Raw genomic sequence first — 3,039 nt, forward strand, 5'->3', positions numbered from 1 at the left:
CTCCAGTGTTATCGGTGCCCGAATGATGGGTGGTGGTTTTGGCGGCTGTACCATAAACTTAGTGCTAAAAACTGAAATGGAAGCTTTCAAAGAAGATGTTTCAAATCGTTTTAAAGATGAATTTGGAAGCGCTTGTACGATATATAATGTAAAACTGTCTCAAGGGACGCATATTGTAGAGGGGTAATTTTGGAAAAGAAATTAAGGACGCTTGGTTAATAGAATTAAGAATCAAGACCGCTTCGCTTTTAGAACTAAGACTTGAATCGTGAGACATTGAAAGTAAGGTTTTCAAAGCTTAATTTCGTTCAAAAGTCATTATAATATAATGTTTCAATAGGTTGTCTATGTTTTAATCAGACGACCATAAGTGTAATTTGACACTAATAAAAGAACAACAACATGGACAATAATTTACAAGATTATTCACATAAACGCTATAACATTCTAACAGGCGAATGGGTGCTTGTTTCCCCACATCGCGCGAAGCGTCCTTGGCAAGGACAAAATGAAGCTGTCTCTAATGAACAGCGACCTGCACATGAACCAAGCTGTTATTTATGTGCGAGAAATACACGAATTAACGGCGAGTTAAATCCTGACTATAAAGACGTCTTCATTTTTACGAACGATTTTGCAGCATTGCAAACGACTTCGCCTATATTTTCGGTAAACGATGGTTTGTTCAAGGCAGAAAGCGAGCAAGGCATTTGTAAAGTGATTTGTTTTAGTCCAGATCACTCTAAAAGTTTGGCCGACATGGAAGTGGAAGACATCAATAAAGTAGTCGAAGCTTGGCAAAAGGAATACATCTTATTAGGTTCCAATGAGATGATCAATTATGTTCAGATCTTTGAAAATAAGGGCGCCGTTATGGGTTGCAGCAATCCGCATCCGCATGGACAAATCTGGAGTCAATCCACCTTGCCAAATGAAGTGGAAAAGAAAGATCAACATCAAAAAGCCTATTTCGACCAGAATAAAAGGAGTCTGTTGGGCGATTATTTAAAACAGGAACTTGAAGTCAATGAGCGCATCATTTATCAAAACGACGACTTTGTTGTGTTGGCACCATTTTGGGCAGTCTGGCCGTTTGAAACCATGATTGTTCCTAAAAAAGCCTATACAAATATTACGGAGCTTTCTGCATCAGAAAGTTTAGCGTTTGCAGAGGCGATATCCAAAATCACGAAGGCTTATGATGCCTTGTTTCAAACGTCATTTCCATATTCGAGCGGTATTCATCAAGCACCAACAAATGGAGAGAATAATGACCACTGGCATTGGCACATGAGTTTCTATCCGCCATTATTAAGAAGCGCTACCGTGAAGAAATTTATGGTAGGTTATGAGATGTTTGGATCACCGCAAAGAGATATTACTGCGGAACAAGCGGTGGATAGACTGAAGGCACTAGTAAAATAATACCTATAACATTTTAAAAATAAAGGCTCCACTATATTTTGGAGCCTTTATTGATTTCAAATTAAGTTAAGTCCCCACCAGAACATTTGTCGAGCCCGCAAGAATGTATGTCGGGCTGGTGCTTAGTGCGTCTCGCTTTAGCTTCTAAAAATTTTGACACGAATTTCACGGATTTTCACGAACTTACTCATACCATGAGAATGCTGGTTCAAAATTTTCACTATAAATTTCACGAATGTAGCAGACTTTTAGTCTGTTTTGAAAATCCACACTAGAACGTTTGTTGGTCAGGAATGGTGCTTTAGTCCATAGATTTAGTTAGTTGTCTAAGAGAAATCATAAGTAATCTGCGTCATCAGCGTTCCTTAAATCATATGTACATCTAAGTCTATAGATTTATTCCCTTTAAAAAAGAAGAACCTCAGTATTTCTGTTGAAGTCTGAATAAGGTGTTTTCAATAGCGCAAACCCTTGACCAAATCTTCAAAGCTATCAGCAGGCTTCCAATCGGATTTGGGTTCAAAATAGTGCCATAAATAGGCCGAAATACGTCTCTGTAATTGCCAGGCCTTATTATCAAAACTCCAAGATTCATCTTTGTTATTCTTAGTAGCGATATAAAACACATAATCGCCACTTGGCGCATTGACCATGACCAATTCTGATCGTGATTTATCGACCATGCCTTGTTTGGCAGCGGTCTGTACATAAGGCGGGATTTGCGAAAGTGAATAGTCCGTATAGAACGAATTGCTCATGATCCGATACATTTCATCACTCGATGCGGCATCCACCAAAGTTCTTTGTCTCATTTTCACCAACAAGGAAACCATTTCGCGAGGTGTCGTTTGTCCCCAGCCATAAGTCTCCCAATCCTTGGTTCGGCCTTCCGTTCTGCTATTGACTCGGGTATGCAACAAGCCTAAATCAGCCATCGTTTTATTGATAACTATTCCTCCGCCTACAAGTTCTTGGCACCATAAGGACGTCGTGTTGTCACTCATGGTTATCATTAACGATGCTAATGTCCGTAAATCCGTGACCGTACTATCTTTATAAAATTGCATAACACCCGATCCACCATAGACTCTTTTGGCATCATATATCAAGGTGTCATTCAGTTGAAGGTTTCCTGCTTTTATTTGATTGAACACTTCGATTAAAATGGGCACTTTCACGACACTTGCCGTTGGAAAAATAGTATCAGCATGGATTGCTGCCTCTTTTTTGGTCTTCAGATTATAGACGTAAATGCCAACATCGCCTTCAAAGTTTTTGACAAGTTCGACAAGTTCTTTTTCCAGTTTTTTATCGGTTTGTTGCGCCGTTAGATGAAGGTTGCATGAGAAAAAAAGAAATAGAACACATAAAGCTGTTTTCATAAAAAAGTTTAGGTTAGTTAGAATTGGGGATAATTTACAAAATTTTAGTCCTATAAAATCTTGTGTTTTGATAAAGTACTTTTGTTAGAGTAGTCAAGACTTGCTCAATATCATATTTCCTTAACTTTTCAGTTTACTTCCTGAAGGAATACTTAAGATTTTCCTAGGTGTAATTTTTTTTAAGATTGCTGCCTATAACGATATTTTGGATCGAAAATATTTATAATTAATG

Annotated in this window: 2 protein-coding genes and 1 pseudogene; 2 read left to right on the forward strand and 1 reads right to left on the reverse strand. The window is 38.1% G+C overall.

Annotation, left to right across the window (positions count from 1 at the left end):
- Together ABIQ28_RS04935 and ABIQ28_RS04940 are read left to right on the forward strand one after the other, a co-directional pair.
- Nucleotides 1–187: pseudogene (locus ABIQ28_RS04935) on the forward strand (galactokinase); the annotation flags it as partial.
- A 215-nt stretch (nucleotides 188–402) separates the two neighbouring features.
- Nucleotides 403–1,425, forward strand: coding sequence for a UDP-glucose--hexose-1-phosphate uridylyltransferase (locus tag ABIQ28_RS04940; protein ID WP_348035746.1), 1,023 nt, complete (start codon nucleotides 403–405; stop codon nucleotides 1,423–1,425).
- 455 nt (nucleotides 1,426–1,880) lie between these two features.
- Here the strand turns inward: ABIQ28_RS04940 and ABIQ28_RS04945 are convergent, their stop codons facing one another.
- Nucleotides 1,881–2,807 (reverse strand): serine hydrolase, encoded by a 927-nt coding sequence (locus ABIQ28_RS04945; protein ID WP_348035748.1) that lies wholly within the window; start codon nucleotides 2,805–2,807, stop codon nucleotides 1,881–1,883.
- Between the last annotated feature and the right edge of the window lie 232 nt (nucleotides 2,808–3,039).

The organism is Gelidibacter sp. (genome assembly GCF_039916245.1).
Lineage (GTDB): Bacteria > Bacteroidota > Bacteroidia > Flavobacteriales > Flavobacteriaceae > Gelidibacter.